Below are 26180 nucleotides of genomic sequence, written 5' to 3'. Positions count from 1 at the left end.
GCGCAGCATCTGGGGGAAGGAGGAAGGGCCGCGCGCGACGATCCCTCGTCGCGCGCGGCCCCGACTGGCCGGCTTATTCGGCCGCGCGCATCCGCACGACGCCGGCGTTGTCGATCAGCACGGCGCCCTGGCTCATCATGTTGTTGACGAAGTGGGCGGCACGGTCACCGTGCCAGGTCACGTCCGTCATCACGTCCTGCGCCACGGCATGGCCGATCGCGGTGCGATGGTAGAAGTAGCAGAAGCGCAGGTTGCCGCTCTTGGTCAGGCCCGAATGCGGCATCCACAGCGCGCCCAGCCAACGCTTCGCCTGCATGCCCTTCCACGGCAGGTCGCCCTCGCCGATGAACTGCGAATTGGCGAACTCCGGGATCTGCAGCAGCTGGCTCCACTGCTTCCAGCCGACGACGGCGTAGCGATTGCCGTCATCCGGCACGTCGGCGGCACCGAGCATCTCGAAGGCCATCAGCACCTTCGCCTTGGTCAGCCCATCGGTGTCGGTGGTGCCAGCCGCGGTGCCCACTGCCTCCTGGGTCGCGGTGTCGAGCGCGCCGATGATCAGCTCGTCGGTCTTGCGGCCGAGCGCATAGGCGCCGGCATTCGCGACGATGGCGCGCTCGTCGACGTTGGTCTTGATATCGTCGAGCCGGTCCACCCACTCGCCCGCATAATAGTCCTGCAGGAAGCACTCCACCGCGGAGTAGTCGAGGTTCATCACGGGGACGACGCCGTTGCGCGCCTTGGCCGCCGCAACACCCTTGCCGACGCGCGGGAAGACGGTGGAAGCACCGTGGATGCCTGTCTTGGAACGCACCGTCGGGCGCAGCTTGCTGCCCTGGCGCTGGAAGGCCTCATGCACCTCGGCCTGGAACTGCTTGACGAAAGCCTGATCGATCGTGGCGGACACGTGTGTCGTCCTTTGGAAGGGGTTGCAGCACGGTGAGATGCGGCCGCCTGGTTGACCCACCTCGAAGGGCAGGGGCCGGGCGGCCTGCGGAACGGCGCGCGCCCGCCGCGGCCTTCTGGGCCAGGGCGGGTTGTTCGCACCGGAAAGGGGCTGGAAACGCGAAAGGGCCCCATCCGCCTGGCGGATGGGGCCCTTTCGGAACCACAGAGAACGGGGGCAGGCGGCACCAGGGGGTAGTAGGGTGCCACCCGCCCCCGCAGCCAACCCGCACGAGGGGGGATGCGGGTCGGCGACAACGGGGTCACCCTTTGGGGGGGGATCGGTGACCACCGTCGCGGAGATGCCGGAATAACCCAGCAGCTCGACTCTGGTTTCAGCAACTTAGACCGGAAACCTTACGCTGGGATTGAGCGTTCGCATCACCCTCCCGTGAGGCGGCGGAATCCTTCCGTCACCCGCTTCACAAAATCCGGCTCCCGCGAACGCCAGTAGCGGGGATCCCGCATCATCCGGCGAAGCGCGGCCTCGTCCACAGCGTCTGGCACCTCGGCCTGACGGGTCAGGACAGGCTCGCCCTTCTCCATCATCCGGTGCAGCGCGATCACGCCGTCCGCCGTGGTGGAGAGGGCAGTAACCACCTCCTCCGGCAGGTTCGCCCTGCCCCAGGCCGAGATCTGCTTCGCCGTCCGGCGATACCGCTCCTCGCCGCCGAACTCCGCCCGTAGCCGGTCGCGCTGCCGCTCGGCCTCGAACTGCGAAGCCGCCTCGGCCACGATCGGCAGCAGCCGGTCCGCCGCTAGGTCATAGACCAGCTGAACCTGGCCCGGCGTGAAGCCCGCCCGGTGCAGCGCCGCATTCACCTCGGCGTCCGGCCCGACCAGCTCGTGCTTCGGCTGCACAACATATTCGTCGGCCGTGTCCGGCACACCGATCGCCCGGCGGAAGCGCTGCCGCTCGTCCTCCGGCGCATCGTCGCCCGGCGGCGCGAAGCGAGCTGAAAGCTTCCGCTCCAGTTCCCGGTAGGACTTCAGCAGCGCGTCCACCCGCAGCACGCCGCGCTCGGCGTCCCAGAACTTCTCCGGCACGTCATCCGGACGCGCCGACACGGCATCCGCAGGAGCATCGGGTCCCTCCTCGCCGGGCTCCGCCTCGACTTCGAGCAGGTTCTCGGTCATTCGCTCGCTTTCTCCTCAATAGGGGCCAGGATGGCGCTCGGCGCCGAAAGGGTCCTGGCGAGGTACCGGGCCGCCGCCGGCAGATCGACGACGGCCGAGGCCGACGGCCCCATCGCCGCCACCGCCTGCAGGAACAGCAGCGTGTTCGAGGCATCTGCCCGCCCCTGCACGCGGGCCAGCGGCGAGCGGTAGGCGATCCGCGCCTCCTGCCCGTCGAGGGTGATCATCGGCACCTCCCCCCGCCGCCGCAGGATCGAGAGGCATCGTCCAATCATTGGCGTCAGCAGCTCCGCCTGCAGCCGCCCATAGGTCGCCCCGAGCAGCCGCGCCGTCCCGGCGCTCCGCTCCAGCACCTCAGTTGCCGTCATGCCAGGGCTTGCCGGCATCGCCAGCCGGTCTGCGAGAAGCGCGGAGCGAATCCGTGCTCGCATGTCCGACAGCACCAGTTGCGACACGTCGAAGGACCCCGGCGCCGCCAGCGGCGTCAGCCCCGCGGAACCGACCGCCTTCGGAATGATGGAGCCCGGCTCCAGCCGCACCGTCGCTGGGTTCAGCACGCCGTCGTCATCGGCCTGCCAGATCCCCGTCGCCGCGATGGAGGCATTCTTCAGCACCAGCTCCACCACCTTGTTCGCCGTGCGGATATCCGGCAGCGCCTTCATCACCGGCCCGCGCCCGTAGGTCTCGCCCGGCGCCTTCATCCAGCGGAAGGCCAAGAGCGGGCTCTCCTCGAAGCGCCCCTCGGCGAGTAGCGTGCCCCGTCCATCTCGCTCGAGCACCGCCGCGAAGCTCGACCCGCCAAAACTGGGCCACACCGCCTCAATCACCCGACACTCGGCCTCGGCCCCATCGGCCGCGACGAGATTCGCCGGCAGCACCGCCGCGGGATACCGCGCCGCCAGGGCTGCCCCGCTCATCCGCACCAGCCGGAACACGCCGTCCAGCCGGCCGGAAGCGCCCTCCTCCAGCACCGCCTCCTGCAGCGGCACCGCCGTAAAGCGCAGCGCGGAGGGCTCGCCCGGCGGCGCCTCCTCAACCATCACCACCCCGGTCCCCGCGACCACGAGATCGAGAAAGGCCTGCGGCATCTCCAGCGCGAAGTTGGAGCGGTCCAGATGCCCCTGCAGCGTCTCCGCCGCGGCTTCCAGCACTCCCGCCAACTCCGGATCGGCGCAGCCCTCCACCGGTGCCAGCCCGAACCAGCGCGACCAGGGCGGCGTCAGTTCCGCGAGCAGGGAAGCTGCCAACCCCTCCGCCGCATCGGCCGCCGTGCCGTCATAGAGCGCCGGCCCGCCAGAACCCGGGTTCCGCGCCACCACATGGTCGTAGCAGTCCCGCCAGATGCCCTCCCAGGGGCGGCGGCGCTCCAGCGCGCGCTCGGCGCGGGCGATGATCTCGTCGGGCGTCATGCCGCGGCCCCTCCGTCGGGGCGCGGCGCCGCGGAAATGCTGCTGCCCATGCGCCTGCCTGCTCCTGCTTGTGAAAACGGCGCCCGCCGCGATCGCCGAGGCCCAAAAAGGCGCAGGCCCGACGCCGGAAGGTTCCGGGTCGGGCCTGTAAGTTCGGAGGGGATCGGGAGGGTTCGTCGCCGGGCGCAACTGTCCCGTTGACAAGGACGCTCTTAGCCTCGCCCGTCGCAATTGTAAAGAACATTTTCCTTTATTCGGAAATTTTTCTCTAAGCGACGGAACAACCCGTACGGTGTCACCGCGAAAGGCGCCGCCGGCCCCAGCAGCGCCCGGCAAAGCGAAACGCAGGAGAGCGGCACAACCGCCGGCAACGCGCGCGCGGGCGCCCCTGGCACGAAGGGCCCGAGCACCCGGCACCCCGCCCGACGCCAGAACCCTGGCAGGTCGAAGCCCGAATCCACCGCCAGCCGCGTCACCAGCAACCGCCCCGAGAGCGGGTCGAGCACTGTCCACCCGGCCTCGTCCCGCAGCCCCGCAAAGCAGTGCCGGAACCCCGGCCGCAGCATCCGCATCCAGCCCTGGTCCGCGCCGCCGCCGAAGGCCAGCCAGAGCAGCTGCGAGCGCGAATCCGCGGCGCGACGATGCGCCGCGCTTCCGGAAGCGGCACCGCCGCCCCGGTTTCCCGGAACGGCGGCGAGCAGATCGATCATCGGCACTAAAGGTGCGGAATTCATGGGCCTTACCCCGCGCGGAAGGGCACCACCTCACCCGGTTCCGGGGCACCCACCGGCCCTGCGACAATCCCCTTCATGCGCAGCGGCCACTCCAGCCGCTCCATCGCCTCGCGCCAGAGGCGGTAGTCGCCCCGCTCGCGCGGGGAGGTCGGGTCAGGCGCCGTGCCCCGCTCGCCCCAGATCCGCATGATGCGGGCATGGGCGATCTCGATGCGCCGCTGCCGGTAAAGCCGGTCGAGACACTTCACGACATCGTCGGGCTCGCAGGGGCGGCTCACCAAACCGCGCCCGGAGACGATCCGCGCCCCGTCGCGCCGGGCGACGAGAGCGGCCATGGTCCAGAACCAAGCCTCATCGGCATTCTGGAAGGGCTGCACCTTGTCCAGGCTCGAAAGGGTTGTTGTCGTTGCGCGGAGAGAACCGGAGGTAGGACGGGTCATCGGGGGCTGATCCTGTCGGTTGTGAACACAACATGAACATCGACCCTCGAAGACGTGATCGTCAAGTCGTTTCTATGACGTCATTCCTGTTGATCCCTGATTCCGCGCCTATATGATACGGAGCATGCAACACAACGACATTTGGCGCGCGATTGATGCGCTGGCGGCGGAGAACGGCCTCTCCGCCTCCGGTCTCGCCCGCAAGTCGGGACTCGATCCAACCGCCTTCAACCCGTCAAAGCGCACCGGCCCGGACGGCCGCGCCCGCTGGCCTTCGACCGAGAGCGTCGCCAAGGTCCTTGCCGCCACCAGCACCGGCATGGACGAGTTCGCCAGCCTCATCACCGGCAATCTCCGGACATCGACCCGTCCCAGCCGCCGCATTCCCCTCATCGGCCTCGCCCAGGCCGGCAGCAGCGGCTACTTCGACGATGGCGGCTACCCCGTCGGCGGTGGCTGGGACGAGATCAGCCTCCCCGAAGTCGGCGACCCTAACGCCTACGCCCTGGAAATCAGCGGCGACTCGATGGAACCCGTCTTCCGGGACGGCGATGTCATCATTGTCTCCCCCAGTGCCCCCGTCCGCCGCGGCGACCGCGTCGTGGTCCGCACCGGCGGCGGCGAGGTCATGGCCAAGGAACTGCTGCGCCAGTCCGCCAAGCGGGTCGAGCTCTCCAGCCTCAACCCCGCCCACCCCAACTACAGCTTCGACCTTGAGGAGCTGACCTGGATGCACCGCATCGTCTGGGCCAGCCAGTAGGCGCCCTGCCTTAATCCCCCGCCCCGCCGGCAGCCAGTAGCCGCAGCACTCTCTGCGGATCTTGGTCGCCGGCCAGCGCCATCGCCCGCCCGTCCGGCAAGGTCACGGAAGCCATGCCGGCGGCCTCATAGGCGCGCTGCATTCCATGCCCCACGCCCGCGAAGGCCGGCGCCACTCCCGCCGCGTCGCAGAGGTCGCGAAACCGCCAGATGGCGCTGATCCGCGCGTCCGGTGCCCCCGCCGGATCACCGTCCGCCACCCAGATCCCTTCCAGCCGTCGGAAGGCGAAGCCCGCCCTGCCGCCATCGGCGAAAACCACCCCATCGGCATGCGCCGGCACGCGCGCCCCAAGCGCCGCCAACCGCGCCTGCGCCGATTCGTCGTAATCCTCCGCCCGGATCCGCGCAGGCCGCAGCAGCCGGAAGGCCGCGACGAGAAGCAGAAGCGCCGCCACACCCACCCCGAACCGCAGCGGCGCCGGCGCTCCCGACAGCAGCACCACTTCCCACCAGGCCGCCGTCGAAACGCGCCCGTGATAGGCCACGGTTGCGAGCGACAGCCCGCAGATCACCCCCGCCGCCAGCGAGAACACCCGGGAAGCCGTCAGCGGCTCCCCCGTCAGCCGCGCGTCCCGGTAGAAGGCGCCCCCCATAGCCGCAAGGAACAAGCCGGTGCCGAGATACCCGGCCGCCACCCACCACGGGTCGCCACGAATCGCCAGGATCGCCACCCCGTTCGCCAGCAGGAACAGCCCCGCCCACCAGGCCAGCCTCAGCCGCCGCAGCATCCCGTAGGAAACCACCAGCAGCAGCGACCCAACGACAGAGGCCGCGAACTGGCTCGCCAACGCCGCCCACTCGCCGCCCCAGTGCGCGATGTCCGACCCCCGGGCCGGCAGCGCACCGACGAAGATCAGCACCACCCCGCCCAGCCCCGTCAGCCCCGCGAGAACCGGCACCTCCAGCGCCCCGGTTACCCGCGTCTCCACCTGCATCCGCCCCATGGAGGGCCGCCGCTGCCCCAGCTCGAAAGCTGCGAACAACCCGCCCGCCAGGAACAACGGCACGATGTAGTAGAACAGCCGGAACAGCAGCACCGCCCCCACCACCTGGGCGGAAGGCAGGTAGGGTTCCAGGCTGAGCAGAATGAAACCGTCGAAGACGCCCAGGCCCCCCGGGACGCTCGCGGCAAGCCCGGCCGTGTAGGCCGCGATGTAGATCCCCAGGAACTTCCAGAAGGTCAGCCCCGGCGCCTCCGGCAGCAGCCAGTAGAAGATCGCCGCCGTCACCGCCACGTCCACGCTCGCCAAGGCCACCTGCGCCACCGCCATGCGGAAGCCCGGCAGATCGATCTGGTGCCCGAAGGCCTTGAAGTGCGGAAAGCGCCGCGACAGCACCACATAGGTCCCGACGATCCCCCACATCGCCACACCCACTACCTGCGCTACCCAGGAGGGCACCACCTCCCCCGCCGCCTCCCCTACCCAGGGCAGCACGGACGGCTCCAGCACCAGTACCAGCCCGCCAAGCGCGAAGCCCCCCAGCCCGAAGGTCAGCGAGGTAAAAGCAATGACTTTCGCGATCTCGACCGGCGTCAGCCCCCAGGCCGCATAGAACCGGTAGCGCACCGCCGCTCCCGAGACCGCCGCGAAGCCCAGGTTATGCGCGAGCGTATAGGCACAGAACGAAGCCAGCGATGTCCGCAGATAGGAGATCGGCTTCCCCGCATAGACTGACCCTAGCCGGTCATAGATGGTCAGGACCGCATAGGCGATGACCGTCCACCCCCCCGCCAACCAGAGCTGCCGCGTGGTGGTCGCCTCCAGCGCCCGCCCCACATCCGCCACCGAGAGGCTGCGGAACTCCCGCTGCACGACGTAGAGCGCGCCCACCAGCAGGACCAAGCCGAAGACGGTCGGACCGTGCTTGCGGATCAGCGCCCAGTTCATGCCGCGTCAGCACCCTTGCCCAGCGAGGACTCGATCAACGCCACCGTCTCGGGAATGCCGTAGAGCGCGACGAACCCCCCGAAGCGCGGCCCCTCCTCCTGCCCCAGCAGCACCTGGTAGATCGCCGCGAACCAAGCCCGCGAGACACCTGGCCGGAAGGGATCCTTCCCCGGCTGCAGGAACGGCTCCCGCCGCCCCGCATCATACACCAGATCCTGGATCGCCCCCGGCCGCTCCGCCGCCGGCAAAGCCTCGATCCGCCCCGCGTTCTCCCGCAGCAGGGAGGCGAGATGCAGCAGCGCCTCCCGCTCCGGCTCGGTCGCCGGCCGGAAGCGCTTCGTCGGCTTCACCATGTCCCGGTAATAGGCCGAAGCCCGCTCCACCAGCACCGCCAGCATCGGCGAGGCCTCCGGCGTCGCCTCCGGCGCGTGCCGCCGCAGATACCCCCAGAGCATCTCCGGCGTCTCGGCATTCGCCGCCACGGCCAGGTTCAGCAGCAGGGTGAAGGTGATCGGGCTCCCCGCCCCGTTCGGCAGCACACCCCCATGGATGTGCCAGGCCGGATTGGCCGGGTCCTCCGCCCCTCGCAGCTTCTCCACCTGCGCCAGGTACTCGTCCGTCGCCCGGGGAATCACGTCGAAATGCAGCCGCTTCGCCCGCCCCGGCTGCTGGTACATGAAGAAAGACAGGCTCTCAGGCGGCGCATACCGCAGCCACTCGTCGATCGTCAGCCCGTTGCCCTTGCTCTTGCTGATCTTCTGCCCCTGGGCATCGAGGAACAGCTCGTAGGTGAAGCCCACCGGCGGTTCTCCGCCCAGCACCCGGCAGATGGCGGAGGACAGCTTCACGCTGTCGATCAGGTCCTTGCCCGACATCTCGTAATCGACACCCAGTGCGAACCAGCGCAGCGCCCAGTCCGCCTTCCACTGCGCCTTCACGTGCCCGCCCGTGACCGGCGTCTCGAAGCGCTCCCCCGTCTCCGGGTCCCGCCAGACCACCGTCCCCGCCTCCGGCCGCGTCTCCTCCATCGGCACCTGCATGACGACGCCCGTCCGCGGATGGATCGGCAGAAAGGGCGAATAGGTCGCCCGCCGGTCCGGCCCGAGCGTCGGCAGGATCACCCCCCTGACCTCCTCATGCACCGCCAGCATCCGCAGCAAGGCCTGATCGAACCGCCCGGAGCCGTAATACTCGGTCGAGGACGCGAACTCGTACTCGAACCCGAACTCGTCCAGGAACGCGCGCAGCCGCGCATTGTTGTGCGCCCCGTAACTTTCATGCGTCCCATAGGGATCGGGGATCCGCGTCAGCGGCTGCCCCAGATGCGCCCGCAGCATCTCCGGCTGAGGCGCGTTGTCCGGCACCTTCCGCAGCGCATCCATGTCGTCGGAAAAGGCCAGCAGCCGGGAAGGCAGCCCCGTCAGCCGCTCGAAGGCCCGCCGCACCCAGGTGGTCCGCGCCACCTCCCCGAAGGTCCCGATATGCGGCAGTCCGGACGGCCCGTAGCCCGTCTCGAACAGTGCCATCCCTTTCGCCTTCACCGAGGCACGGCCGGCCACCTTCGCCGCCTCCTCGAAAGGCCAGGCGCGGGTGTTGAGAAGGGAGGGATCGGCGGAGGGACGTTCCATGGCCGCCCCCAATTGCCCCCGCGCCCCCGCCCGGTCAACGCGCGGGCATCCCTGATCCCCGCAACACGCGCCTCGCATCGCCGAGCGCCGCCTGTATAAGCCACCCTGCCACTCTGGCCGGGCGTGCCCATTCCGGGCCCTCCCGATACGCCTCGTAGGGAACGCAGGTCATGCGCGTTGGGGTTTTCGGCGCAACAGGCGCCGTCGGCAAGGAACTGGTGCAGGTCCTGGGCGACCGCGGCTACCCGGTGACCGAGCTGCGCCTCTTCGCCTCCACCCGCAGCGCCGGCACCCGAATTCCCACCCCCTTCGGCGACAAACGGATCGAGGTCTACGACCCCGCCACCCCGCCCCGCCTGGACCTCGCCCTCCTCGCCGTCTCCGGTGACTGGTCGAAGGCACATGCCCGCCAGCTCGTCGAGGCCGGCGCCGTGGTGGTGGACAACTCCTCCGCCTTCCGCCTGGAGGACGATGTCCCCCTCGTGGTGCCCGAGGTGAACGCGGCAGCCGCCGGCAACGCCCGCCTGATCGCCAACCCCAACTGCACGACGGCCATCCTCGCCGTGGCCCTCGCCCCGCTGCACGAGGTCTTCGGCCTCAAGCGCGTCATCGTCTCCACCTACCAGGCCGCCTCCGGCGCCGGCGCCGAGGGCATGCAGGAGCTGGAGGAAGGGCTGCGCGAGGTCCTGCTGAACGGCGGCCAGGCGCAGAACAGCTTCTTCCGCCACCCCCTGCCCATGAACCTCATCCCGCACATCGATAGCTTCCAGCCCAACGGCTACACGCGGGAGGAGATGAAGGTCACCTGGGAGACCCGGAAGATCATGGGCCTGCCCGACCTCCTCATCTCCTGCACGGCGGTCCGCGTGCCCACCATGCGCGCCCATGCCGAGGCCGTGACGATCGAGACCGAGCGCCCCGTCACCGCCGAGGCCGCCCGCGCCGTGCTCTCCAACGCTCCCGGCGTAAAGCTCGTGGACGACGTGACGAACGCTCTCTACCCCATGCCGCTGACCGCCAGCGGCCAGTACGATGTCGAGGCCGGCCGCATCCGCGCCAACCCCGTCTTCGGGGAGTGCGGCCTCGACTTCTTCGTCTGCGGCGACCAGCTCCTCAAGGGCGCCGCCCTGAACGCGGTGCAGATCGCCGAGGCCCTGCCGATCAAGCTCGCGGCCTGACAACCTAACCCGGGCAACAGGAAAAGAGGGGGCGGGAAGGCTTCAGCCTCCCCGCCCCCTGCGTTTTCCGGGATCACCCGGTCCCCAGCCGGCACGGTTAGGCGGGGACCGCAGTCCCCGCCCGTTCCTCAGCCCGCCAGGCTGCGCCCCGCCGAACCGAGATCCGCGAAGGCCTCGTCCAACCGCTTGGCCACGCCCTTCTCGCCGGCCCGCAGCCACTTCCGCGGGTCATAGAGCTTCTTCTGCGGCTTGCCGGTCGCGGGATCGATCTGGTGCTTGAACGCCACCGGATTGGCCTCGACATAGGCCCCCACCGGCTCGGAGAAGGCGAACTGCGTGTCCGTGTCGATGTTCATCTTGAACACGCCGTAGGACACCGCCTCGGTGATCTTGTCCTTCTCGGAGCCCGAGCCTCCGTGGAACACGAGGCTCATCGGCTTCTCGCCGCCCCCGAACTTCCCGGCCACCGCCTCCTGCGACGCCTTCAGGATCTCCGGCCGCAGCTTCACGTTCCCCGGGGCGTAAACCCCGTGCACGTTCCCGAAGGAGGCAGCCATGGTCACGTGCCCAATCGGCGTCAGCGCCTCCCAGGCCTTCAGCACATCCTCGGGCTGCGTGTAGAGGTGCGCGTTGTCGGCCGATTCCTCGAGGTCGTGCCCGACCCCGTCCTCCTCGCCGCCCGTCACGCCCAGTTCGATCTCAAGGCTCATCCCCAGCGGCGCCATGCGCTTCAGAACCGCTGCGCACTCAGCGATGTTCGTCTCCAGCGGCTCCGCCGAAAGGTCGATCATGTGGGAGGAGAAGAGCGGCTGCCCCGTCCGCTTCATGTGCTCCTCGCCGTGGTCAATCAGCGCGTTCACCCAGGGCAGCAGCGAACGGTCGGCGTGGTCCGTGTGCAGCACGACGCAAACGCCATAGGCCTTGGCCATCGTGTGCACGTGCTGCGCCGCGGAAACCGCACCCAGCACCCGCGCCGCATTGGCGTCCGGGCAGCCCTCGCCGCCGAAGAAGCGCGCGCCGCCGTTGGAGAGCTGGATGATCACGTCGGCCTTGTTCTTCGCCGCCGACTCAAGCACCGCGTTGATGCTGTTCGTCCCCACCACGTTCACAGCCGGCAGCGCGTAGCCGCCCGCGCGGCAGGCCTCCAGCAGCGTCAGGTAATCGGCGCCGGTAACGACGCCCGGCTTCAGCTTCGTTCCGGCGGCCGCCGGCGAGATGTGGTTCACGCTCTGATTCCTGTTCTGGTTGTTGATGGGGAGGGGATACCCCCGGAACACGCCGCCCAATATGGCCCAGGCGGCCTCTCCCTGAAATATCATGGAAAACGGTCCACGGACTCCCCCGCGCGAACAAAGCGGGTATAGACCCGCCGATGCCCCCCGTCGCGGCCACCCCTCGCCTTCTTCTCCCGGAAGCACCCGCCCTCGTCGCCGGTATCCGCCGCGCCACCCTCGTCACCACGGAGGGCGAGATCGAGACGCTCTCCGCCAACGAACTTGCCCGCCGCCTGCCCGAACTCGCGCCCCCGCTCCTCGTCCACGCCCCCGCCACCGCGCGCCGCCTCGGTCTGCCCCCCTTCCCCGTTGCCTTCGATCTTCTCGAACTCTTCGCCTTCGTCCTCCCCGCCCAGCCCGCCGCCCCGACCCCGCGCGGCCTGGCCCTCGCGCTCGACCTCGACGCACCGAAGGACGAGGAGGCCGCTGCCATCCTCCTCCCGGAGATCGCGACCACCCTCCTCCGCCGCCTCGCCGCCACCCGCCACGCCCCCATCAACCGCGACGCCGGCATGCTCGCCGCCCGCCTGCGCGACGCCGCCGAATGGCCCTGGGCCGCCAGCATCCTCGCCGCCCTTGGCCAGCCCGAAGCCCGCCCCTCCACCGACCCCCTCAAGGTCTGGCGCCGCCTCCCCGAATGGGAGGAAACCGCCCCCCCAACCCCGCCCGCCTCCCTGCCCATCGCCCCGCTGGAAGCGCGCAAGCGCCTCGCCGAGATCCTCGGCGTCGACTCCGAGACCCGCCCCGCCCAGGCCGACTACGCCTCCGCGGCCAGCCTCGCCTTCGCCCCGCGCGAGATAGAGGGCCAGCCCGCCCTCGTCCTCGCCGAAGCAGGCACAGGCACTGGAAAAACCCTTGGCTACATCGCCCCCGCGAGCCTCTGGGCCGAGCGCAACGGCGCCCCCGTCTGGATCAGCACCTACACCCGCAACCTCCAGCGCCAGATCGACCAGGAACTCTTCCGCCTCTACCCCGACCCCGAGGACCGCCGCCGCCACGTCGTCATCCGCAAGGGTCGCGAGAACTACCTCTGCCTCCTCAACCACGAGGAAGCCGTCAGCGGCGCCATGCCGTCCCGCCTCCTCGCCCTCTCCCTTGTTTCCCGCTGGGCCTTCGCCACCCGCGACGGCGACATGCAGGGCGGCGACTTCCCCGGCTGGATCGCCGAACTCTTCCCCTGGGGCCATGTCGCGGGCCTCACCGACCGCCGCGGCGAGTGCATCCACTCCTCCTGCCCCCACTGGCGCCGCTGCTTCGTCGAGCACTCCATCCGCCGCGCCCGCACCGCCCGCCTGGTCATTGCCAACCACGCCCTCGTCATGATCCAGGCCGCTCTGGGGGGCGGCGAGGACCGCCCCGCTCTCCGCTACGTCTTCGACGAGGGCCACCACCTCTTCGACGCCGCCGACAGCGCCTTCTCCGCCGAGATCAGCGGCGGCGAGATGGCCGAGCTCCGCCGCTGGCTCCTCGGCGCCGAGGGCTCGCGCGGCCGCGCCCGCGGCCTCCGCCGGCGCCTGGAGGAAACCACTTCCGACCACCCCGCCCTCCTCCCCCTGGTGGAGGAAGCCCTCCGCCACGCCGGCTCCCTGCCCGGCCCCGGCTGGGGCTCCCGCCTCGGCGAACCCGATGAGCGCGGCGTCGATAAGGAGGGGGAAAGCCATCCCGGCATTCCCACAACCACCAACCCCGCCGAAGCCTTCCTCCGCACCGTCATCACCCAGGTTCTCGCCCGCAGCGCCGAGGCCGATGCCGGCTACGACGCCGAATGTGACCTTCACCCCCTGAGCCCCAGCCTAGCCGACGCCGGCGCCGCCCTGGAGGACGCCCTCTCCCGCATCGAAACCCCACTCCGCGCCCTCCACGGCCGCCTCACCGGCCTGCTGGAGGATCCCGAGGCCGAGTTGGAGACCGGCGACCGGATCCGCCTCGACACCGCTCGCCGCGTGGTGGACCGCCGCGGCCTGCGCCCCCTCGGCGCCTGGCGCGCCATGCTCAAGTCCCTCGCCGCCCGCCCGCCCGAGCCCGGCACCCGCCCCGCCCATGTGGACTGGCTCGCCCTCACCCGCCGCGAGGGCCGCGTCATCGACGCCGCCCTCCACCGCCACTTCCTCGACCCCACCGAGCCCTTCGCCTCGACCGTTGCCGCCCCCGCCCACGGCCTCCTGATCACCTCCGCCACCCTAAGGGACAGCGGCGAGCCCGACGGCGAAGCCGCCTGGGAAGAAGCCGAGGCCCGCACCGGCGCCAACCATCTCCCCTCGCCCGCCATCCGCGCCGCCGTGCCCTCCCCTTTCGACTACCCGAAGCAGACCCTCGCCATCGTCGTCACGGACGTCCTCCGCGAAGGCCCCCAGGCCGCCATGGCCATGGAACAGCTCTTCCGCGCCTCGGGCGGTGGCGCGCTCGGCCTCTTCACCGCCATCCGTCGCCTGCGCGACGCGCATTCCCGCATGGCCCCCGGCCTGGAAGCCGCAGGGCTGCCCCTCTACGCCCAGCACGTCGATGCCATGGACAACGCCACCCTGGTCGACGTCTTCCGCGCCGAGGAGGATTCCTGCCTCCTCGGCACCGACGCCTTGCGCGATGGCGTGGACGTCCCCGGCCGCTCTCTCCGCCTGCTGGTCTTCGACCGCATCCCCTGGCCGCGCCCCACCATCCTCCACCGGGAGCGCCGCACCCATCTCTCCGGCGCCCGCCCCAAGGCCTATGACGACGCCATCGCCCGCCACCGCCTACGACAGGCCTTCGGCCGCCTGATTCGCCGCGCTGATGACCGCGGCGTCTTCGTCCTGCTCGACGCCCGTGCCCCCACCCGCCTCCTCGCCGGCCTCCCGGATGGGGTCATCCCCCGCCGCATGGGTCTTGCCGAAGCGGTCCGCGAAACGCGTGCCTTCCTCGGCGACCATCAAGGGGATCACTTCCCGGGTGGCGGGCGCCATGGTGACCACCGGGGCGATTGACGCGCCGCCCCTGCCGCGCGAACCCTTCGCCCATGATGGACACGAACATGATGGACACCGAGCCGGCCCTCCCCACCCGCTTCACGGCGCAGGAAGCCCTTGTCTGCGCCATGGTGCTGATGGGCGTCTCCGATCGCGGCATGTCGGACGCCGAACTCGCCACCATGTCCCGCCTGGTCCGCGAGCTGCCCGTCTTCGGCGACTTCCACGCCTCCGAGATCGACACGGTTACCGAGGTCGTCCTCAGCCTGCTGGACGAGACCGATGGCCTCGACCGCGCCGCCGAGATGATCCGCGACGCCCTGCCTCCCCGCCTGCGAGAGACCGCCTACCTCCTCGCCTGCGAGATCGCGGCCGCTGACGGCGACGCATCCCAGGAGGAACTCCGCTTCCTTCAGGACTTCCGCATCACCCTCGACATCGACCGCCTGATCGCCGGCGCCATCGAGCGGGCAGCCAAGGCGCGCTACCAGGTCATCTGAACGGGCACCTCGCGGCGGCAACATCCCCGCCGCAGCCGCGTTCCCTGGGATGACATCCCGGAGGGAGCACGACATGCCTGAGACCAGCACCCAGTCCACCCACCCGAAGGTCGTTGCCACCTTCGCTACCCGCGACGCTGCGGAAAACGCCCTTCAGTACCTCAATGCTGAGGCGATTCCGCAGGAGCTCGTCTCCATCCGCACCAGCGAGGCCTCGCTCGAGCCCCCGCATGCCCCGGACGAGATGAACGGCCAGGTGCAGGAGGACGAGCACCGCAACCTCCGCACCATGGGCTCCAGCATGGCGGCGACTGGCGCCGGCATGGCGGCGGCCGGTGCGGTCGTGGCGACAGGCGGCGCCGCCCTGCCAGCCATTGCCGCCGCAGCTATTGCGGGCCTCGGCGCCGGCGCCGCGAGCGAGGGCATCTCCGCCGCCACGGGCGCCGACGTGAAGCCGGACTCGGAAAAAGCGGCGGCCGTGATCACTGTCACGCCGGCCACGACCGATCAGGCCGAGCGCGCCAAGGGCGTTCTCCGCAAGGTCTCCGCCCTCCGCGTCTGGGAGGAATAAGGCGGGCTCAGCCCGGAAGAAGCCGCGTCACCGAGGGTGCCGGCTTCTTCGGGCGCTGCTCAACCTCGTAGGCGACCTCCTCGCCCTTCCGAAGTTCCCTCCGCCCAGCCGCTTCCACGACGGAGGAATGGATCATCACATCCGGCCCGCCGTCATCGGGCCGGATGAACCCGTAGCCCTTGTGCGGCTGGTACCAGACCACCGTTCCCGTCGGCATGGCCCGACCTCCGCGCTGAGAGCGGCGAGAGATACGAAGCCGACGACCAGAGGCGCAAGACCCAGCGCTGGTATCTCTCAATCCGTCAGGTCAGGCCGGTCCCCGCCGTGGGCCACCCCGCCACCTGTACCACTCACCCGCCAGCCCGCCTCCCCGTCGCCACGCCTGACATCGAGCCAAACGCGGCGAAGGCCCTCCCACAGCGAGGGCCGCACAACGGATTCGACCGGCAATGGCGTGTCGCGAGTGGCCTGGGCAGGCCCCTCACAACCAGAGGTAGCATCCATGACCGAATCCTATGCTGCCGGATGCGCCCTCCGCAATTCTTTCGATGCACTTCCTCTCAAAGCTTTGTGATCGTGTGATCAGGCGACCACGCATGAGAAAGGGGCGGCCCGTTTCCGGACCGCCCCTTCCTTGAGCCGCTGATCCCGCCGGCCCGGCGAACCGGGCCGGCAGAGCCGGATCAGAAGTCCATGTCGCCCATGCCGCCCATGCCGCCGCCGGGGCCACCGGCCGGAGCCGCGGCCTTCGCCGGGCGCTCGGCCACCATCGCCTCGGTGGTGATCAGCAGGGAGGCCACGGAAGCGGCGTCCTGCAGGGCGGTGCGCACAACCTTGGTCGGGTCGATGATGCCGGCCTCGACAAGGTTCTTGTACTCGTCGGTCTGGGCGTCATAGCCGTACTCGTAGGCGTCGCTGCGGAGCACCTCGCCCGCGATCACCGCGCCGTCCTTGCCGGCGTTCTCGGCAATCTGCTTCAGCGGCACGGCGATCGCGCGGCGCACGATCTCGATGCCGACCTGCTCGTCGTTGTTGGTGCCCTTGAGGTCGGCCAGCTTCGATGCGGCGCGCAGCAGGGCCACGCCACCACCGGGAACGATGCCCTCCTCGACTGCGGCGCGGGTCGCATGCAGCGCGTCGTCGACGCGGTCCTTGCGCTCCTTCACCTCGACCTCGGTGGAACCACCGACGCGGATGACAGCCACGCCGCCAGCCAGCTTCGCCAGGCGCTCCTGCAGCTTCTCACGGTCGTAGTCCGAGGAGGTCTCCTCGATCTGCGCCTTGATCTGCTCCACGCGGCCCTGGATAGCCTCCTTCTCGCCGGCACCGTCGACGATCGTGGTGTTCTCCTTCTCGATCCGGATCATCTTGGCCCGGCCGAGCTGGTTCAGCGTCACGCTCTCGAGCTTGATGCCGAGATCCTCGGAGATCACCTCACCACCCGTCAGGATGGCGATGTCCTCGAGCATCGCCTTGCGACGGTCGCCGAAGCCCGGGGCCTTCACGGCCGCGATCTTCAGGCCGCCACGCAGCTTGTTCACGACGAGCGTGGCAAGCGCCTCGCCCTCGACGTCCTCGGCCACGATCACCAGCGGACGGCCGGACTGCACGACGGCTTCCAGCAGCGGCAGCATCGGCTGCAGCTGGGAGAGCTTCTTCTCGTGGATCAGGACGTAGGGGTTCTCGAGCTCGGCAATCATCTTCTCCGCATTCGTGATGAAGTACGGGGAGACGTAGCCGCGGTCGAACTGCATGCCCTCGACGACGTCGAGCTCGGTCTGGATGGACTTGGCTTCCTCGACGGTGATGACACCCTCGTTGCCGACCTTCTCCATCGCCTGCGCGATCATCTCGCCGATCTCGGTCTCGCCGTTGGCGGAGAGCGAGCCGACCTGGGCGACCTCGGCGGAGGTGGTGATCTTGCGGGTCTTCGCCTGCAGGTCGTTGACGATCACCGTCACGGCCTTGTCGACGCCGCGCTTGAGGTCCATCGGGTTCAGGCCGGCGGCAACCGCCTTCGCACCCTCGCGGATGATGGCCTGGGCCAGCACGGTCGCGGTGGTGGTGCCGTCACCGGCGAGGTCGTTCTGCTTCGAGGCCACTTCGCGCACCATCTGCGCGCCCATGTTCTCGAACTTGTCGGCCAGCTCGATCTCCTTGGCGACGGTCACGCCGTCCTTGGTGATCCGGGGCGCGCCGAAGCTCTTGTCGAGCACAACGTTGCGGCCCTTCGGGCCGAGCGTCACCTTCACGGCATCCGCGAGGATGTCCACGCCGCGCAGCATGCGCTCGCGGGCATTGGCACCGAACTTGACGTCCTTGGCAGCCATCTGTGTTTCTCCTGCTCTTCGTTGCTGCTCAGGCGGCCTTGGCGGTCGCGGACGAGGTCTCAACGATGCCCATGATGTCGGACTCCTTCATGATCAGGAGCTCCTCGCCATCGAGCTTCACCTCGGTGCCGGACCACTTGCCGAAGAGGATGCGGTCGCCGGCCTTCACCTCAAGCGCCACAACCTGGCCCTGCTCGTTGCGCGCCCCGGCGCCAACGGACACGACCTCACCCTCCTGGGGCTTCTCCTTGGCGGTGTCGGGAATGATGATGCCGCCGGCGCTCTTCTCCTCGGCCGTCACGCGACGGACGAGAACGCGGTCGTGCAGGGGACGGAACTTGGTCATGCGGTCCTCTCCTGAGCCTTTGTCTGGGATGAACCCGGCCGGGTAAGGCGCCCTGCCCGAAGGCCGTTAGCACTTACACCCGGTGAGTGCCAGCGATCTAGGGGATCAGCCCCCCGCTCGTCAAGCCCGGCAGCACTCCTCGCCATGGAGTGCCAAAGCATTGATAAGAAACATTTATTGAGTTCCGTGGTTGATGTTGCATGGCACCATCAGCCCCCGGCGGCACTCTCGCCGCCTGGTTGAGAGGAACAGGGACATGCTTCTGCACGGCATCGAGCGCGTCGTCCGGATCCCCGACTGGCGCCTCACCACGGCCGAGATCCTCTACCGGATGCCCGACCACCCCGCTGTCCTGCAAACCTTCGTCTGGCAAAAGGTCGATCAGGCCCCGAGCTTTCCGGAACTGCACGGCTTCCTCGACTTCTGGCACCGCGAGATCGAGGGCGCGCTCCACTCCGTCCGCGTCGCCTCCGCCGCGCTCTGGCGCCCGGCCGAGTTCACCTATGCCGAAGGCGAGCTACGCCTCCACTAAGAGGCAGGGGCCGGCCGCTCAGCGCCCGGCCCCCGCGAACCAGCCCAGCACTCCCGTCAGCGTCACCACCGAGGCCACGGTCCCGAGCAGCACCGCCGCGCCCGAGCGCTCCATGCCCACCGCGTAGCGCCGGGCCATCAGGAAGGCATTCGCCCCCGTCGGCATCGCCGCTAGCGTCACCATGACCGCCAACTCCAGCCCTGAGAGCCCCGCGAGCCGCCCCGTGCCGAAAACGGCCAGCGGCAGCACGACCAGCTTCAGCAGGTTGATCACCACCGCATCCACCCAGTCCCGCTGGATCCGGAAATCCCGCAGAGAGGCACCCAGGCAGAAGAGCAGCAGCGGGCTCGTCCCCGCCCCCAGGATCTCCAGGAATCGCGCGAGGAAGAAGGGCAGCGGCGGCATCAACAGCCCCCAAAGGTTCCCGAGCACGACCGACACCACCACCGGATTCCGCGCCACCGATCGCAGGGTCGTCCTCATCACCCGGAGCGGCGAGGCCCCCTCCGCCAGCCCCATCTCCGCGACGATCGTGGTCAGCGGCATCATGATCAGCGAGTAGATACCGACGATCGCGGTCGCCGGCGCGATCCCCGCAGGCCCAAAGGCCGCGAGCACCACCGGCACCCCCATCATCAGCGTGTTCCCGAAGGCGCAGTTGAGGGCGAACAGCCCCGACTCCGCGAGCCCCCGCCCCGCCACGAGGCGCGAGAAGGCCAGCGCCCCCGCGTAGACCGCCAGCACCGCCGCGAAGAAGGCTAGCTCCAGCCGCCCGCCATGCCCCGAAAGCCCGCCGCCCGAGGCCGCGGAGATGAACAGCAGCGCCGGCGCGCAGAGCCAGTAGGCGAAGTCGTTGATCGCCCTCAGCCCGTCATCCGAAACCCGACGCCAGACCCCCGCCCCGTAGCCGAGCGCGATCAGCAGGAAGACCGGCGCAACGAGGCCCAGGACGCCGAGCAACTACCCCATCCCCTCCACAAATTCTGCCAGCCAGGGGTTCCGCGCCCGCGTCGTCCGTGCGGCGTGCAGGATGGCGGCCACCGTATCCACCGTCTCCTCGAATACACTGTTCACCAGCACATGGTCGAATTCCTGCCAGTGGGAGGCGTCGTCGCGCGCCTTGCCCATGCGCCGGACAATCTCTTCCTCGCTGTCCTGGCCGCGCGCCCGCAGCCGCCGCTCCAGCTCGCCGATGGAGGGCGGCAACAGGAAGATGCCCACCACGTCCTCCGGCATGGCCGCGCGCAGCAGCAGGTGCCCTTGCCAGTCCACGTCGAAGAGCACGTCCCGCCCCTCGGCCAGCGCCCTTTCCACCGGCTCCCGCGGCGTGCCGTAGCGCCGGCCATAGACATGGGCGCTCTCCAGCAACTGCCCCGCAGCCTCCATTGCCTCGAACTCCTCCAGGCTCCGGAAGTGGTAGTGCACCCCCTCCAGCTCCCCCGGCCGAGCCGCCCGCGTGGTGGCGGAAACCGAGAGCGAGAGCTGCGGCTCTCGCCCCAGCAACGCCCGCGACACGCTCGTCTTCCCCGCGCCCGATGGCGCCACCAGAACCAGGCAGAGCCCCCGCCGCCGCATCATCCCGCTCATTCCACGTTCGCCGCCTGCTCGCGCAGCCGCTCGATGGCCGCCTTCAACTCCAGCGAGATCCGCGTCAGCCCGAGGCTGCCGGACTTCGCCCCCAGCGTGTTCGCCTCCCGCCCGAACTCCTGGGTCAGGAACTCCAGCTTCCGCCCGATCGGCGCCGCCTCGCCTAGCAGCGCCCGCGCCGCGGCCACATGCGCGCCCAGCCGGTCCAGCTCCTCCCGCACGTCCGAGCGCGAGGCCAGCAGCGCCACCTCCGCCGCCAACCGGTCCTCGGGCACGCGCCGCTCGCCCTCGAGCAGTTCCGCAAGCACCCCGGAAAGCCGCGCCCGATGCGCCGCCGGCTGCCCGGCTGCCTCCTCCACCGCCCGCCGGCACAGCGTCTCGATCTCGTCGAGCAAGGTTTCCAGGATCAGATCCAGCCGCGCTCCCTCGGCCGCCCGCGCCTCGAACAACCCGTCCAGCGCCTCCGTGAAGCCTTTCGACACGGCCGCCCGCCGCGCCGCCTCAGCTACTTCATCCGGCACCTCCACCTCGGTGCGCAGCACGCCGGGCAGCGCGAGCACCGCCTCCGGCCGCGGCGCCGCAGCACCCGGCATCCGCTCTGCCAGCTCCCGCACCAGCGCCATGGCGCGCTCCAGCGCCGCCTGGTCCAGCACCAGCTTCGGCGCCCGATCCTCCCGCTTCACGGTCAGGCTGGCGCTGATGTTCCCGCGTGCGAAGCGCGCCGCAGCCGCCTCGCGCAGGGGCGCCTCGATCGCGTCCAGCCCCCCGGGCAGCCGCAGCCGCACGTCCAGCCCCCGCCCGTTGACGCTGCGAAGCTCCCAGGCGAAGGGGGTGCCGTCCGGCAGGGTGCCGGTGGCACGCGCGAAGCCGGTCATGGATCGGATGGACATGCGCGGCCTTCTGCGGCGGGAGGCGGCACGATGCAAGGCGGCAACCACCCTTGGCCCCGCGCGGCCATCACGGGCGCCTCCTCCGGCCTCGGCGCCGCGCTCGCGCTCGCGCTCGCCGCCCCCGGCCAGATCCTCCACCTCGCCGGCCGCGACCCCGTCCGCCTCGCCGCCACCGCCACAGCCTGCCGCACCCGAGGCGCCAGGGTCACGGAAACCGTCTTCGACGTGACCGACAGCCCCGCCGCCCGCGCCTGGGTCCAGCGCACCGGCGGCCTCGACCTTCTCATCGCCAATGCCGGCACCTCCGCCGGCACCGGTGGCACGAGCGAACCCGCCGACCAGGTCGCCCGCATCTTCGCCGTGAATCTCACCGGCGCCCTCAACACGATCTTGCCGGCGCTCGACCTCATGCGCACCCAGCTGCCGGGCGCCGACGGCATCCGCGGCCGCGTCGCCGCCGTCGCCTCGATCGCGGCCTTCGTCGCCTCCCCAGGGGCCCCGGCCTATTCCGCCTCCAAGGCCGCCCTCCAGCGCTGGACCGAGGCCACCGACGCCACCGCCCGCCGCGAGGGCCTACGCCTGCACGCAATCTGCCCAGGCTTCATCCGCACGCCCATGACCGCGCCCAACCGCTTCCCCATGCCCATGCTCATGGAAGCCGAGGAAGCCGCGCGCCTCACCCTCCGGGGGATCGCGCGCGGCAAGGCCAGGGTGGTCTTCCCCCGGCCCGTCTACGCGGCAGCGCGCCTGATGGGCGCGCTGCCCGCCGGCTGGCTCAGCCGGCTTCCGTCGAAGGCCGAGCAGCCGGGCTGATCGGCGCCGCCAGCTTCCGCTCCGCCGAACGCCGTGCCCAGATGTTCAGCCCCTCCACGCCCGCCGCGAAGGCCATGGCGACGTAGACGAAACCCTTGGGCACATGGAAGCCGAAGCCCTCGCCGAGCAGCACCATCCCGATCATCACGAGGAAGGCGAGGGCCAGCATCACCACCGTCGGGTTCCGCTCCATGAAGTTCGACAGCGCGTCCATCGACAGAAGCATGACGGTGACCGAGACGAGGATCGCGACGACGATCACCCACATCACCGTGGTCAGCCCGACGGCCGCCAGGATGCTGTCCACGCTGAACACCATGTCGATGAGGATAATCTGGAACACCGTTGCGCCGAAGCTCGCGGTCACCGCGTTCGCCGCCTTCACCTCAGCCTGCGCCTCGGGGTCCACCCGGTGATGAATCTCCACCACCGCCTTGCCAATCAGGAACAGCCCGCCCGCGAGCAGGATCAGGTCCTTGCCGGAGAACTCCATTCCCCAGACCCCGAAGATCGGCCGTGTCAGCGAGATCAGCCAACCCACCCCGGCCAGCATCCCAAGTCGCATGATAACCGCGAGCCCGAGCCCGATCAGCCGTGCCGATCGCCGCCTCTCCACCGGAAGCCGATTCGTCAGGATCGCGATGAAGACGAGGTTGTCGATCCCGAGGACCACCTCCATGCCGATCAGGGCAAGAAGGGCAATGACGATCTCGGCTTCCACGGCTTAGTGATGTCCTCTATGTAATGTGGCCTCCATGTATGGGGAAGCAAAGCCCCTCCTGAAAGACCACCGCTGGCCCAAACACCCGATTTTCCCGCGGCGCAGGCTCTTCCATGGAACAGGACTTGCTCCCGCGCTTTCCGGGCCCGCCCCTTGAGCGGCCAGCGGAAAGGATCCCTTCATGGAAGTCGGCGTCTTCATCCCCATCGGCAACAATGGCTGGCTCATCTCGTCTAATGCCCCGCAGTACAGGCCCAGCTTCGCGCTGAACAAGGAAATTGCCCTCAAGGCCGAACATTACGGCCTCGATTTCCTGCTCTCCATGATCAAGCTGCGCGGCTTCGGCGGCAAAACGGAATTCTGGGACTACAACCTCGAATCCTTCACGCTCATGGCAGGCCTTGCCGCCGTCACGGACCGCATCCGCCTCTTCGCAACCGCCGCCTCCCTCGTGCTGCCGCCCGCCATCATGGCCCGCATGGCCGTCACGATCGACTCCATCGCCCCCGGCCGCTTCGGCGTGAACCTCATCACCGGCTGGCAGCGCCCGGAATACTCGCAGATGGGCCTCTGGCCCGGCGACGAGCACTTCGCCCACCGCTACGATCATCTCTCCGAATACGCCCAGGTCGCGAAGGAGCTCTGGACCACCGGCCGCTCCGACCACAAGGGCACCTACTTCCAGATGGACGACTGCCACCTCCTCCCCATGCCTGAGAACGGCATCAAGCTCGTCTGCGCCGGCCAGAGTCAGGCTGGCCTCGGCTTCATGGCTCAGCACGCCGATTACAATTTTTGCCTCGGCCAGGGCATCAACACCCCCAAGGCCCTCGCCCCCATGGCCGCCCGCGTCCAGGCCGCCGCCGCCGAGGCCGGGCGCGAGGTCGGCTCCCTCGCCCTTTTCATGCTCATCACCGACGAGACCGACGAGGCCGCCATGGCCAAGTGGGAACACTACCGCGAGGGCGCGGACTTCGAGGCCATCAGCTGGATGGCCCAGCAAGCCTCCGCTGACACCAAGGGCGGCAGCGACACCAACGCCCGCCAGTACGCCCTCCCGCAAGGCGCCATCAACCTCAACATGGGCACCCTCGTCGGCTCCCACGCCTCCGTCGCCCGCATGCTGGACGAACTCTCCGAAGTTCCCGGCCTCGCCGGCGTCCTGCTCACCTTCGACGACTTCCAGCGCGGCATCGTCGAGTTCGGCGAGCGCATCCAACCCCTCATGCGCTGCCGCGCCCACCTCGGAACCGCCGCCCAGGCTGCCTGATCCTTTCCGAACTTCGCTGGCAGCTGGGGAGAGGAAGAAGGGGTTCTTCCTCCCCCCAGTCCTCTCTCCATCGTCTTTTCTATCGGGTTGAAATACATGGCGGCCGGTTCGCCTCGGATCACCGATCCGAACCGACCGCACATGCAGGAAGGGCTTCAAGAAGGAGCCGGCCCCCAATCGCGGCATCCGCGACAGCCAGATGGGGATCGAAGGATCTCAGGCCGTTGTCGGGTGAGGTCTGGAAAGGGCAGAGCCCTCTCCAGCCGCCGCAAGCTCAGCCCTCTTCCCCGCTCGTCGCCAGCCAAACCCCGGCGAGGATCACCACGCCCCCAGCCAGCACGCGCAGCTCCGGCCACTCCCCCAGCAGCGCCGCCGCGAAGACCGCCGCGAAGCCCGGCTGCAAGTAGCTTGTCATCGCCCCGTCGGTTGCCCGCGCCCGCTGGAGCAGCATCAGGAAGAGCGTCAGCGGCAAGGCAGACGCCACCAGCCCCACCCAGAGCACCGCACCCCAGACCGACCAGGGCTGGTCGAAGCTGCCCACGGGGTCGAAAGCGAGACTTAGCATCCCCGCCACCGTCGCTCCCACCACCTGCTGCCCCACCGACAGCACCACCGGCGCCCCCGGCCTGACCCGCCGCACATAGACAGTACCCACCGCATAGGAGAAGGCGACGAGCAGCATCACCAGCCCCGCGATCCCGGCCTCCCCGCCCTCCACCGCCTGCGGCCCGAGAATCACCCCGATCCCGAAAAAGCCGAGCACCATCCCGGCGATCGTCCGCGGCCCCGGCCGCTCCGCGGGCAGGAACCCAAAGGCCAGCAGCGCGACGAAGAGCGGCGTGGTGGACTGGATCAGCGCCACCGAGGCCGCCCCCAGCGAGAGCAGCGCAATGGCGGTCAGGCAGTTCGCCAGCCACCCATTGGTGGTCCCAAGCACCAGTCCATGCCGCCAGAAGCGCGGCGCCAGCCCCCGGAAGGCGCCACTCCAGAGCGCGAAGCCCAGCATCGCCAGCGCCCCGACCACACCCCGGCTGAAGGAGAAGGCAAAGGGCGGCATCGACCGTGCGGCCTGGCGGATCACCGGAAAGGCCGTGCCCCAGAGCGCCGCGATCACCAGCAGCCGCCACCAGAGCGGCCAGCCCCGCAGCATCGCCAGCCGGCTCATACCCCTCGCGCGCTGCGCCGCCTCATCGGCCGCCGCCCGGCGCGGAGGGTGCCGTGCCCGCGCGCGCCCGCTCGACCTCACGCCAGCGAGCGACGTTGCGGTTGTGCTCATCCAGCGTGCGCGCGAAGGCGTGCCCGCCGGTGCCATCCGCCACGAAATAGAGGAAGTCCGTCGCCTCCGGCCGCGTCACCGCCCGCAAAGCCTCCTTGCCGGGTGAGGAGATCGGCCCCGGCGTCAGCCCCCGGTTCCGGTAGGTATTGAAGGGATGCTCGCGGTTGAGGTCCGCCCGCGTCAGCCCCCGTTCCAGCGGCGCCCCGTCCGCCGCGGCATAGGCCACCGTCGGGTCCGACTGCAGCGGGATTCCCTGCCGGATGCGGTTGAGGAAAACCGAGGCCACCCGCGGCCGCTCCGCCGGCAGGCCCGTCTCCCGCTCCACGATGCTCGCCAGCACCAGCGCCTCGCGGGCGGAGGAGAGCGGCAGGTCCGGCGCCCGGTTCGCCCAGGCCTCCTTCAAAGCCTCGTCCATGGCCGCCGTCGCACGCCGCACCACCCCGGCCCGGGTGTCGCCCCACTGGTAGGTATAGGTCTCGGGCAGCAACTCGCCCTCGTCCACCGGCGGCGTCTCGCCCGTCAGCCCCTCGGCCTTGTCGATCAGCGCCACGATCTGCCGGGCCATCAGTCCCTCGGGGATGGTCAGGCGGCGTTGCACCGGCCGTGCGGTCCGCAGCACCTCCAGCACCTCCGCCAGCGAGGCACGGGCCGGAAAGAGGAACTCCCCCGCCCGCAGCGGCCCCTTCGCGCGCGTGGCCCAGGCGGCGGCCAGGAAAGCCCGCCCGTCCTCCACCACGCCGCGCTCGGCCAAGGCCGCGCCGATCGTCTCGGCCCCGCCGCGCGGCACCACGAAGGGCGCCGCCTCCGCCAGCGGCCCCGGCCGCTCATAAACAGATCGCGCGTAGAAGAAGGCGCCGCCCCCGACCAGCCCGAGGAGCAGCACCAAGATGATCAGGAAGCGGATCGCTCGTCCCATGGGCGGCCGGTCCCCTCAAGCCCCGGCGGTCGG

At 69.8% G+C, this 26180-nt stretch carries 25 protein-coding genes; 8 read left to right on the top strand and 17 right to left on the bottom strand.

Going from position 1 to position 26180, the window contains the following annotated elements:
* Nucleotides 1–73: 73 nt before the first annotated feature.
* The 5 genes from D9599_RS10790 to D9599_RS10770 form a co-directional block, all read right to left on the bottom strand.
* Nucleotides 74–907 (bottom strand): phage capsid protein, encoded by an 834-nt coding sequence (locus D9599_RS10790; protein ID WP_198381231.1) that lies wholly within the window; start codon nt 905–907, stop codon nt 74–76.
* A gap of 419 nt (nt 908–1326) precedes the next feature.
* A complete protein-coding gene (locus D9599_RS10785; protein ID WP_198381230.1) occupies nt 1327–2082 on the bottom strand; it encodes a capsid assembly protein in 756 nt (251 codons plus the stop codon).
* Nucleotides 2079–3491 carry a portal protein gene (locus D9599_RS10780; protein ID WP_198381229.1) on the bottom strand — a complete coding sequence of 471 codons (1413 nt, stop codon included), beginning with the start codon at nt 3489–3491 and terminating at the stop codon, nt 2079–2081. Before D9599_RS10780 ends, D9599_RS10785 begins: the two co-directional genes overlap by 4 nt.
* 212 nt (nt 3492–3703) lie before the next feature.
* The gene (locus D9599_RS10775) at nt 3704–4225 is read right to left on the bottom strand and encodes a hypothetical protein (RefSeq protein WP_198381228.1); all 522 of its coding nucleotides are present in this window, start codon (nt 4223–4225) and stop codon (nt 3704–3706) included.
* A gap of 5 nt (nt 4226–4230) precedes the next feature.
* A complete protein-coding gene (locus D9599_RS10770) occupies nt 4231–4665 on the bottom strand; it encodes a hypothetical protein (RefSeq protein ID WP_198381227.1) in 435 nt (144 codons plus the stop codon).
* A 124-nt stretch (nt 4666–4789) separates the two neighbouring features.
* Between D9599_RS10770 and D9599_RS10765 the strand changes: the two genes are divergently transcribed.
* A complete protein-coding gene (locus D9599_RS10765) occupies nt 4790–5425 on the top strand; it encodes a helix-turn-helix transcriptional regulator (RefSeq protein ID WP_043830753.1) in 636 nt (211 codons plus the stop codon).
* A 10-nt stretch (nt 5426–5435) separates the two neighbouring features.
* Here the strand turns inward: D9599_RS10765 and D9599_RS10760 are convergent, their stop codons facing one another.
* Nucleotides 5436–7373: a phosphatidylglycerol lysyltransferase domain-containing protein gene (locus tag D9599_RS10760; RefSeq protein ID WP_198381226.1), complete on the bottom strand. Its 1938-nt coding sequence runs from the start codon at nt 7371–7373 to the stop codon at nt 5436–5438.
* Nucleotides 7370–9001 (bottom strand): lysine--tRNA ligase, encoded by a 1632-nt coding sequence (locus tag D9599_RS10755; protein ID WP_198381225.1) that lies wholly within the window; start codon nt 8999–9001, stop codon nt 7370–7372. Before D9599_RS10755 ends, D9599_RS10760 begins: the two co-directional genes overlap by 4 nt.
* 170 nt (nt 9002–9171) lie before the next feature.
* Here D9599_RS10755 and D9599_RS10750 point away from each other — a divergent pair, with 170 nt between their 5' ends.
* Complete coding sequence (locus D9599_RS10750; protein ID WP_198381224.1) at nt 9172–10179, top strand: aspartate-semialdehyde dehydrogenase; 1008 nt, start codon at nt 9172–9174, stop codon at nt 10177–10179.
* Between the two features lie 128 nt (nt 10180–10307).
* On the opposite strand, the gene fbaA is transcribed toward D9599_RS10750, so the two are convergent.
* Nucleotides 10308–11405: a class II fructose-bisphosphate aldolase gene (fbaA, locus tag D9599_RS10745; RefSeq protein WP_198381223.1), complete on the bottom strand. Its 1098-nt coding sequence runs from the start codon at nt 11403–11405 to the stop codon at nt 10308–10310.
* Nucleotides 11406–11551: 146 nt separating this feature from the next.
* Here fbaA and D9599_RS10740 point away from each other — a divergent pair, with 146 nt between their 5' ends.
* The 3 genes from D9599_RS10740 to D9599_RS10730 all read left to right on the top strand — a co-directional run bounded on the left by D9599_RS10740 (nt 11552) and on the right by D9599_RS10730 (nt 15466).
* Nucleotides 11552–14413 carry an ATP-dependent DNA helicase gene (locus D9599_RS10740; RefSeq protein ID WP_198381222.1) on the top strand — a complete coding sequence of 954 codons (2862 nt, stop codon included), beginning with the start codon at nt 11552–11554 and terminating at the stop codon, nt 14411–14413.
* 47 nt (nt 14414–14460) lie between these two features.
* A complete protein-coding gene (locus tag D9599_RS10735) occupies nt 14461–14895 on the top strand; it encodes a tellurite resistance TerB family protein (protein ID WP_309228602.1) in 435 nt (144 codons plus the stop codon).
* A 73-nt stretch (nt 14896–14968) separates the two neighbouring features.
* A complete protein-coding gene (locus D9599_RS10730; RefSeq protein WP_198381221.1) occupies nt 14969–15466 on the top strand; it encodes a hypothetical protein in 498 nt (165 codons plus the stop codon).
* 7 nt (nt 15467–15473) lie between these two features.
* Here the strand turns inward: D9599_RS10730 and D9599_RS10725 are convergent, their stop codons facing one another.
* The 3 genes from D9599_RS10725 to groES form a co-directional block, all read right to left on the bottom strand.
* Entirely contained in the window at nt 15474–15683 is a 210-nt protein-coding gene (locus tag D9599_RS10725) for a cold-shock protein (protein ID WP_198381220.1), read from the bottom strand.
* Nucleotides 15684–16149: 466 nt separating this feature from the next.
* Complete coding sequence (groL, locus tag D9599_RS10720; protein WP_198381219.1) at nt 16150–17796, bottom strand: chaperonin GroEL; 1647 nt, start codon at nt 17794–17796, stop codon at nt 16150–16152.
* 28 nt (nt 17797–17824) lie between these two features.
* On the bottom strand, nt 17825–18142 hold the full coding sequence (gene groES / locus D9599_RS10715) for a co-chaperone GroES (RefSeq protein ID WP_198381218.1): 318 nt from the start codon (nt 18140–18142) through the stop codon (nt 17825–17827).
* A 256-nt stretch (nt 18143–18398) separates the two neighbouring features.
* On the opposite strand from groES, the gene D9599_RS10710 reads away from it, so the two are divergent.
* Complete coding sequence (locus D9599_RS10710) at nt 18399–18674, top strand: usg protein (RefSeq protein WP_198381217.1); 276 nt, start codon at nt 18399–18401, stop codon at nt 18672–18674.
* Between the two features lie 18 nt (nt 18675–18692).
* Here the strand turns inward: D9599_RS10710 and D9599_RS10705 are convergent, their stop codons facing one another.
* From D9599_RS10705 to D9599_RS10695, 3 genes are read right to left on the bottom strand one after another with little or no spacing between them, the layout of a single operon-like run.
* Nucleotides 18693–19634 (bottom strand): AEC family transporter, encoded by a 942-nt coding sequence (locus tag D9599_RS10705; RefSeq protein ID WP_198381216.1) that lies wholly within the window; start codon nt 19632–19634, stop codon nt 18693–18695.
* Entirely contained in the window at nt 19635–20261 is a 627-nt protein-coding gene (gmk, locus tag D9599_RS10700; protein ID WP_198381215.1) for a guanylate kinase, read from the bottom strand.
* Complete coding sequence (locus D9599_RS10695) at nt 20258–21151, bottom strand: YicC/YloC family endoribonuclease (protein WP_198381214.1); 894 nt, start codon at nt 21149–21151, stop codon at nt 20258–20260. Before D9599_RS10695 ends, gmk begins: the two co-directional genes overlap by 4 nt.
* Nucleotides 21152–21181: 30 nt before the next feature.
* Between D9599_RS10695 and D9599_RS10690 the strand changes: the two genes are divergently transcribed.
* Nucleotides 21182–21964, top strand: a complete 783-nt coding sequence (locus D9599_RS10690; RefSeq protein WP_198381213.1) for an SDR family oxidoreductase — start codon at nt 21182–21184, stop codon at nt 21962–21964.
* Here the strand turns inward: D9599_RS10690 and D9599_RS10685 are convergent.
* A complete protein-coding gene (locus tag D9599_RS10685; RefSeq protein ID WP_198381212.1) occupies nt 21927–22685 on the bottom strand; it encodes a TerC family protein in 759 nt (252 codons plus the stop codon). The two genes, D9599_RS10690 and D9599_RS10685, sit on opposite strands and share 38 nt — an antisense overlap.
* A 181-nt stretch (nt 22686–22866) precedes the next feature.
* Here D9599_RS10685 and rutA point away from each other — a divergent pair, with 181 nt between their 5' ends.
* Nucleotides 22867–23955: a pyrimidine utilization protein A gene (gene rutA, locus D9599_RS10680; protein WP_198381211.1), complete on the top strand. Its 1089-nt coding sequence runs from the start codon at nt 22867–22869 to the stop codon at nt 23953–23955.
* 274 nt (nt 23956–24229) lie between these two features.
* Here rutA and D9599_RS10675 read toward each other — a convergent pair whose 3' ends face one another.
* Complete coding sequence (locus D9599_RS10675; protein WP_232480355.1) at nt 24230–25105, bottom strand: DMT family transporter; 876 nt, start codon at nt 25103–25105, stop codon at nt 24230–24232.
* Between the two features lie 37 nt (nt 25106–25142).
* A complete protein-coding gene (gene mltG / locus D9599_RS10670) occupies nt 25143–26147 on the bottom strand; it encodes an endolytic transglycosylase MltG (RefSeq protein WP_198381209.1) in 1005 nt (334 codons plus the stop codon).
* Nucleotides 26148–26180 lie beyond the last annotated feature (33 nt).

This window comes from Roseomonas sp. KE2513, from assembly GCF_016107305.1.
Classification (GTDB): Bacteria; Pseudomonadota; Alphaproteobacteria; order Acetobacterales; family Acetobacteraceae; genus Roseomonas.
This window is presented reverse-complemented; position numbering and strand designations above follow the sequence as displayed.

Excerpts from the sequence above, each read along its gene's own strand:
- gmk (WP_198381215.1), bottom strand. The coding sequence starts at position 20,261 with ATGAGCGGGATGATGCGGCGGCGGGGGCTCTGCCTGGTTCTGGTGGCG.
- groES (WP_198381218.1), bottom strand. The coding sequence starts at position 18,142 with ATGACCAAGTTCCGTCCCCTGCACGACCGCGTTCTCGTCCGTCGCGTG.
- D9599_RS10760 (WP_198381226.1), bottom strand. The coding sequence starts at position 7,373 with ATGAACTGGGCGCTGATCCGCAAGCACGGTCCGACCGTCTTCGGCTTG.
- D9599_RS10755 (WP_198381225.1), bottom strand. The coding sequence starts at position 9,001 with ATGGAACGTCCCTCCGCCGATCCCTCCCTTCTCAACACCCGCGCCTGG.
- D9599_RS10690 (WP_198381213.1), top strand. The coding sequence starts at position 21,182 with ATGCAAGGCGGCAACCACCCTTGGCCCCGCGCGGCCATCACGGGCGCC.
- D9599_RS10770 (WP_198381227.1), bottom strand. The coding sequence starts at position 4,665 with ATGACCCGTCCTACCTCCGGTTCTCTCCGCGCAACGACAACAACCCTT.
- D9599_RS10710 (WP_198381217.1), top strand. The coding sequence starts at position 18,399 with ATGCTTCTGCACGGCATCGAGCGCGTCGTCCGGATCCCCGACTGGCGC.
- D9599_RS10695 (WP_198381214.1), bottom strand. The coding sequence starts at position 21,151 with ATGTCCATCCGATCCATGACCGGCTTCGCGCGTGCCACCGGCACCCTG.
- D9599_RS10780 (WP_198381229.1), bottom strand. The coding sequence starts at position 3,491 with ATGACGCCCGACGAGATCATCGCCCGCGCCGAGCGCGCGCTGGAGCGC.
- groL (WP_198381219.1), bottom strand. The coding sequence starts at position 17,796 with ATGGCTGCCAAGGACGTCAAGTTCGGTGCCAATGCCCGCGAGCGCATG.
- D9599_RS10725 (WP_198381220.1), bottom strand. The coding sequence starts at position 15,683 with ATGCCGACGGGAACGGTGGTCTGGTACCAGCCGCACAAGGGCTACGGG.
- D9599_RS10730 (WP_198381221.1), top strand. The coding sequence starts at position 14,969 with ATGCCTGAGACCAGCACCCAGTCCACCCACCCGAAGGTCGTTGCCACC.
- D9599_RS10775 (WP_198381228.1), bottom strand. The coding sequence starts at position 4,225 with ATGAATTCCGCACCTTTAGTGCCGATGATCGATCTGCTCGCCGCCGTT.
- D9599_RS10675 (WP_232480355.1), bottom strand. The coding sequence starts at position 25,105 with ATGCTGCGGGGCTGGCCGCTCTGGTGGCGGCTGCTGGTGATCGCGGCG.
- D9599_RS10765 (WP_043830753.1), top strand. The coding sequence starts at position 4,790 with ATGCAACACAACGACATTTGGCGCGCGATTGATGCGCTGGCGGCGGAG.
- D9599_RS10750 (WP_198381224.1), top strand. The coding sequence starts at position 9,172 with ATGCGCGTTGGGGTTTTCGGCGCAACAGGCGCCGTCGGCAAGGAACTG.
- rutA (WP_198381211.1), top strand. The coding sequence starts at position 22,867 with ATGGAAGTCGGCGTCTTCATCCCCATCGGCAACAATGGCTGGCTCATC.
- D9599_RS10740 (WP_198381222.1), top strand. The coding sequence starts at position 11,552 with ATGCCCCCCGTCGCGGCCACCCCTCGCCTTCTTCTCCCGGAAGCACCC.
- D9599_RS10785 (WP_198381230.1), bottom strand. The coding sequence starts at position 2,082 with ATGACCGAGAACCTGCTCGAAGTCGAGGCGGAGCCCGGCGAGGAGGGA.
- mltG (WP_198381209.1), bottom strand. The coding sequence starts at position 26,147 with ATGGGACGAGCGATCCGCTTCCTGATCATCTTGGTGCTGCTCCTCGGG.
- D9599_RS10735 (WP_309228602.1), top strand. The coding sequence starts at position 14,461 with ATGATGGACACCGAGCCGGCCCTCCCCACCCGCTTCACGGCGCAGGAA.